The sequence below is a fragment of the Devosia sp. MC532 genome, assembly GCF_016461625.1.
In the GTDB taxonomy this organism is placed as follows: Bacteria; Pseudomonadota; Alphaproteobacteria; order Rhizobiales; family Devosiaceae; genus Devosia.
Map to the genome: position 1 here is coordinate 160,565 of NZ_JAEMNZ010000009.1, position 6,000 is coordinate 166,564.

The 6,000-nt window shown below is 58.0% G+C and carries 3 protein-coding genes and 1 rRNA gene; 3 read left to right on the forward strand and 1 reads right to left on the reverse strand.

Annotation, left to right across the window (positions count from 1 at the left end):
* Positions 1–146 precede the first annotated feature (146 nt).
* Both clpB and JHC09_RS12725 read left to right on the forward strand, forming a co-directional pair.
* The gene (clpB, locus tag JHC09_RS12720) at positions 147–2,744 is read left to right on the forward strand and encodes an ATP-dependent chaperone ClpB (RefSeq protein ID WP_199532209.1); all 2,598 of its coding nucleotides are present in this window, start codon (positions 147–149) and stop codon (positions 2,742–2,744) included.
* A gap of 110 nt (positions 2,745–2,854) precedes the next feature.
* A complete protein-coding gene (locus tag JHC09_RS12725; RefSeq protein WP_199532210.1) occupies positions 2,855–3,193 on the forward strand; it encodes a VOC family protein in 339 nt (112 codons plus the stop codon).
* 20 nt (positions 3,194–3,213) lie between these two features.
* On the opposite strand, the gene JHC09_RS12730 is transcribed toward JHC09_RS12725, so the two are convergent.
* Complete coding sequence (locus JHC09_RS12730) at positions 3,214–5,184, reverse strand: M23 family metallopeptidase (RefSeq protein WP_199532211.1); 1,971 nt, start codon at positions 5,182–5,184, stop codon at positions 3,214–3,216.
* 754 nt (positions 5,185–5,938) lie between these two features.
* Between JHC09_RS12730 and JHC09_RS12735 the strand changes: the two genes are divergently transcribed.
* Positions 5,939–6,000 (forward strand): 16S ribosomal RNA (locus tag JHC09_RS12735); the annotation flags it as partial.

The following is a 6,000-nucleotide window of genomic DNA, read 5'->3' on the forward strand; positions in this document are numbered from 1 at the left end:
TGCGTATCAGTCCCTTTTGATCGGATCAAAACACCCTACATCTCCATTCGAAGGATGCGCCGCTTATGGGCATCCAACAAAACGACGCTTCCTCCGTAGCTGCGGTGCCAATTGGGCCGGGGTGCGGGTGAGAACAGGAGAGTTGAATGAATATTGAAAAATATACCGAGCGTGCGCGCGGCTTCATTCAGAGTGCGCAGACTGGCGCGCTGGGCATGGGCCATCAGCAGTTTTCGCCGCTCCACCTGCTCAAAGTTCTGCTCGATGATGACCAGGGCATGGCCAATGGCCTGATCGAACGCGCCGGGGGCAACCCTAAGCAAGCGCGCGCAGGCGTTGAAGCTGCTCTCAAAAAGATCCCGGTCGTTTCGGGCGACAATGGTCAGCTCTACATGGGCCGCGAACTGGCGCGCGTCTTTGAAACCGCTGAACAGGCGGCGACCAAGGCTGGCGATAGTTTCGTCACCGTGGAACGACTGCTGTTGGCACTGGTGATCGAAAAAGACACCGATGCGGGCAAGGTGCTGTCGGCTGCCGGCGTCACCGCTTCTGGCATGAACCAAGCTATCGAAGACATTCGAAAGGGTCGCACGGCAGACAGCGCCTCGGCTGAAAACGCCTATGATGCGCTCAAGAAATATGCGCGCGATCTGACCGCCGATGTACGCGAAGGTAAGCTTGACCCGGTCATCGGTCGTGACGAAGAAATTCGCCGCACGATCCAAGTGCTGAGCCGCCGCACCAAGAACAATCCGGTGCTGATCGGTGAGCCTGGCGTGGGTAAAACCGCGATCGCCGAAGGCTTGGCTATTCGCATCGTCAATGGCGATGTGCCGGAAAGCCTCAAGAACAAGAGCCTTCTGGCGTTGGACATGGGTTCGTTGATCGCGGGCGCGAAATATCGTGGTGAGTTTGAAGAGCGCCTCAAAGGCGTGCTCAACGAAGTGACGGCGGCTGATGGGCAGATCATTTTGTTCATCGACGAAATGCACACGCTTGTCGGCGCGGGTAAGGGCGAAGGCGCAATGGACGCGTCCAACTTGCTCAAGCCCGCCTTGGCGCGCGGTGAGCTGCATTGCGTTGGCGCGACGACGCTCGACGAGTATCGTAAGCACGTGGAAAAGGACCCCGCGCTCGCCCGTCGTTTCCAGCCAGTGTTCGTCTCCGAGCCGACCGTCGAAGATACGATTTCGATCCTGCGCGGGCTCAAGGAGAAATACGAGCTGCATCATGGCATCCGCATTTCGGACTCGGCTCTTGTGAGCGCGGCAACGCTGTCGAACCGCTATATTACCGACCGCTTTCTGCCCGATAAGGCCATCGATCTGATGGACGAGGCGGCGGCGCGCCTGCGTATGGCTGTCGACAGCAAGCCCGAGGCGCTCGATGAGCTGGATCGCAAGATCATGCAGCTCAAGATTGAACGCGAAGCGCTCAAGAAGGAAACCGACGACGGCTCGAAGACCCGCCTTGTGCGGCTTGAGCAGGATTTGGCTGGGCTGGAAGAAGAAGCGCAAACACTGTCGGCCAAGTGGCTGGCGGAAAAAGAGCGTTTGCAGGGGTCGACCAAGCTCAAGGAAGCGCTCGATACCGCACGCGGTCAGCTGGAAATTGCGCAGCGGCAGGGCGATCTCGCCAAAGCGGGCGAGCTTGCCTATGGCGTTATTCCGGATCTCGAAAAGCGCCTTGGCGCTGCCGAGGCTGGCGATGGCGGCGCTGCGCCCTTGATGGCGAAGGAAACCGTGGACGCGAGCGACATTGCTGGCGTGGTGAGCCGCTGGACCGGCATTCCTGTTGATCGCATGCTCGAGGGCGAAAAGGAAAAACTGCTGCACATGGAGGCCTCGCTGGGTGGACGTGTGATCGGGCAGGCCGAAGCTGTGCGGGCGGTTTCCAAAGCCGTACGGCGGTCGCGTGCTGGTCTGCAGGATCCGCACCGTCCGATTGGCTCGTTCATGTTCCTCGGGCCAACCGGCGTGGGCAAGACCGAGCTGACCAAAGCTTTGGCGCAATTCCTCTTCGACGATGAGACAGCAATGGTCCGCCTCGACATGTCGGAGTTCATGGAAAAGCACTCGGTCGCTCGTTTGATCGGCGCGCCTCCGGGCTATGTCGGCTACGATGAAGGCGGCGTGCTCACCGAAGCTGTGCGGCGTCGGCCCTATCAGGTGATCCTTTTCGACGAAATCGAAAAGGCGCATCCCGATGTCTTCAACGTGCTGTTGCAGGTGCTCGACGATGGGCGTTTGACCGATGGCCAGGGGCGTACGGTTGATTTCCGCAATACGGTGATCATCCTGACCTCCAATATTGGGGCTGAGTTCCTGGTTGAACTGAAGGACGGCGAGTCTGTCGAATTGGCGCGGGGCAAGGTTCTGGACATGGTGAAGTCTGCCTTCCGTCCAGAATTCCTCAACCGCATCGACGAGATTTTGCTGTTCCATCGCCTTGGTCGTGAGCACATGGGCGCCATTGTCGACATTCAGTTCGGACGCTTGGAAAAGCTTCTTACTGACCGCGACATTACTCTCGAGCTGACTGATGCCGCTCGGGCGTGGTTGGCGAACGAAGGCTATGACCCTGCCTATGGTGCGCGTCCACTCAAGCGCGTCATTCAGCGTGCGGTTCAGGATGAGCTGGCTGACGCCATTCTCACTGGAGCCGTCAGCGACGGGGCGCGCGTGTTGATTGACGCGAACGACACCGGCATTGTCATCACCCCCAATGGGGGTTCGGTGCACTAAAAACGCCGATCGAGAGACGATAAAAGGCCAGTCCGCAGGGGCTGGCCTTTTTTCTGTCTTGCGCAACCGCACACTTCCGCCCGACATGGGCTTGAGAGTGGGAGGCGAGAATGCCGGACAAAATTACCTACATCGAATTTCCAAGCGCCGACCGCGACGCGAGCGGGGCGTTCTTTGAACAGGCGTTTGGCTGGGGGCGGATCAATTATGGCCCTTCCTACGAAGGGCTTGATCAGGCCGGGATCGACACTGGGATCGATGCTTCGAGCGAGCGCGTATCAGCGCCGCTGGCGATTGTTCAAACCGACGATCTGGATGCCGCTCAGGCGCGCGTTTTGGCTGCGGGTGGCACTATCACCAGACCGCAATTTGATTTTCCGGGCGGGCGACGGTTTCATTTTCGGGAGCCGGGCGGATGCGAATTGGCGGTGTTTGTTGAGCGCCTCTGAACGGCGCTCAACACCAAAGCCTATTGGGCTTGCGCCACTGACACAGCCGCCGGTTGGCGCTGCATCAGCTCATTGATTTGAGCAATGGTCTGCTCAAAGTCCGGCTTGTTGCGTTCTGGCAGGACATTGTCCTTAGGCAATTTCACGCTTAGAGGATCGACAAGATTGCCGTTGATCGAGATTTCGTAGTGCAGGTGTGGCCCAGTCGACTGACCGGTTGAGCCAACATAGCCAATGACCTGCCCCTGACGCACCTTGCTGCCGGCACTAAGCCCATCGACAAAGCGCGAAAGGTGGCCGTAAGCGGTCTCATAGCCGTTAACGTGCTGAATTTCGATCTTATTGCCGTAGCCGGACTGCCATTTGTAATAGGTGATGACGCCGTCGCCACCGGCATAAATCGGCGTACCCGTCCGCGCGGCGAGGTCAACGCCGGTGTGCAGACGGCGGGTCTTAAAGATAGGGTGGATACGATAGCCAAAGCGCGAACGTAGCGTGCCGCCGCCTTCGAGCGGACGGCGATTGAGGAAGCGCTTACCCGTTTCGCCATTGGGATCGTAGAAATCATTGGCGCCTTCTGGCGAGGTGAAGCGATAGAATTCGCGCTTGCTGCCCCCCAAATTCAGCGCCACATACAGCAGCTCTGGCTTGGTTTCGGCGGTTTCCCCGGTTTTGAGGATTTCAATCGTATCGCCGGCCGTGATGCGACGGGTCATATCGATATCATAGGCATACATGCCGATGATGCGTTCGATGGTTTCGTCGTCCAAATCGTGTTTGCGGCCGGTTTCCCAAATAGAGCGATAAACGGTGGGCAGATTGCCCACGTTGATCTGCTCGACGTCTTCCTTGGGGAATTCGACCCAGTCAGGCTGCAGGCCGACCACATATTTGCCGTTGTCCGACAGCGCTACGGTGGCGACGTGTCGGTCACCCGGCGCACCATCCGGCATATAGATGGACATGCGATAGGGCACGAGGCTGGAAGCTTCGTTGGACAATGGGCCATAAAGAATGCGCAGGCGAATGCCTGCCGGAAGGCCACTCGAGGGAATGAGATTGGCGACGGTTTGCTCAACCATGGCCACTTGGCTGCGGGTGAAACCATTGCGCACAAGCGTGTCTGCCAATGGACCCACGGCGCGCACGGTCAAGAAACGCTCGGTACGGCCCGCTTCGCTGTCACTGCCCAGAGTGGTCTTGGGCACAGCGGTGACGTTTTCGGCAATGCCGGTGACGATGTTTTCGGAGGTCGCGCCGGGCGTTGCCAAGCTCTGCACCGATGGAGCGATGGAGGCATAGGCGAGGGCGGGAAGAAAGTCGTCGCCGCTAACGCTCATCTGGGTGATGCCGCGCACGAAATCGGCGGCCAGTTCATCGCTGATGGCGGGTGCGGGGACCAGATTGTCGGGTAGGGCGGCCTGTTGGACCGCGACTTCGCCTTCAATATCGGTGCCGTAGATGTCCTTAGCCAAATCGAGAACGGCGGTCTGCAGGGGCTGGGTCTTATTGAGAATAGCCACTGGATCATAATCGGGGACACCGGCAGACAGCTGCGTGGCTGTCGTGGCCAAGGTCGCGCGAATGCGAATGAACGGCTGGTTGCGGATCACCTCACGGCCGTCCACCACTTGGCGGGTAGAGGCTTCAATGACTTCTTTATCCGAACGCGTCGCAGCCACGGGGCGCTGTCGCGAGGTTTTGGAAACGAAATCGGTCGCGACCGGCTGATTAATGCGTGGTGCTGCGAGTTTCAGCGCGGCATAGGCCGTCGAGAATGTGTCTTGTCCTTGGAAGGAGACGAACAAAGCCGCACCCATGACGAGGACGCTGGTCAGGCCAGTCAGCACGGTGCCGCTCAGCCAAGCAAAGCTGAGTTCACGTCCTTGCGGAATGTCGCCGTCGGTCGATTGTACCGTTAAGGCCGGGCTGTCTTCAAAGCCAGCGGAGCGGAGAAGCGAAACCTGACGTCGTCTTTGCGCTGCGTTCAACGCACCATCCTTAGTTTATTCAAACGCGTGGGGAGTGCCGTGCCCAAAGAGCCGACATTTGCATTCCCTAACGCGCGTTAACCTAGTCAGAGCTTGCCCTGAGATCAATGCTTGAGCACTCATCATGTCTAAATGCGGCCAAACTAGGAGTATTTCACCCCGGAAAGCGCCTGCGCAGTGGTGGTTGCGGCGGTCTCAAAGAAAAATTAACCATAAGGTCTTGCGTGCCGCGCGGAATCTCCTATTTATCCCTCATAGCCGCGAGCCCTTATGCGCCGCGGGTTTGACGGGAGTAATCCACAACGGGTTCTCACGGCTGTGATTTTTCTGCCGAAATTTCCGTAGACCCTGTTGACGGGAAAAGGGGCTGCCCCTATAACCCGGTCATCGCTGCAGAGCACAGCGCCTTCCGGCACTGAGTTCTAGCGGCACAGAAATCTGAAAGATCAGGCAGTTTGGCCGGTAACGGCGCGAAAAGCTTTGTCTCTAAGAACTCAGGAAGCTCTGCTTCCAAAGTGACGTGTCCGGTTTGCGCCGATGGGTCAGCTCTTTGACATTGTGAAGACAAGAAGAAAGAGAAACGTGGACGGCGAGGTTCTTGCGAACTGATCCGGGGTTTACTCCGGTGGAAGTTATACAAGACTTCGATGGGTGCACGTTTCTAGAGGTACACTCTTTTAGCGCTTTAATAGCGCAATTTGATGTGTGTCCTCGTCAAAACGCAAACGTGCATCTAGCGACAATAGTCATGATTAAACTTGAGAGTTTGATCCTGGCTCAGAACGAACGCTGGCGGCAGGCTTAACACATGCAAGT

Excerpts from the sequence above, each read along its gene's own strand:
- JHC09_RS12725 (WP_199532210.1), top strand. The coding sequence starts at position 2,855 with ATGCCGGACAAAATTACCTACATCGAATTTCCAAGCGCCGACCGCGAC.
- clpB (WP_199532209.1), top strand. The coding sequence starts at position 147 with ATGAATATTGAAAAATATACCGAGCGTGCGCGCGGCTTCATTCAGAGT.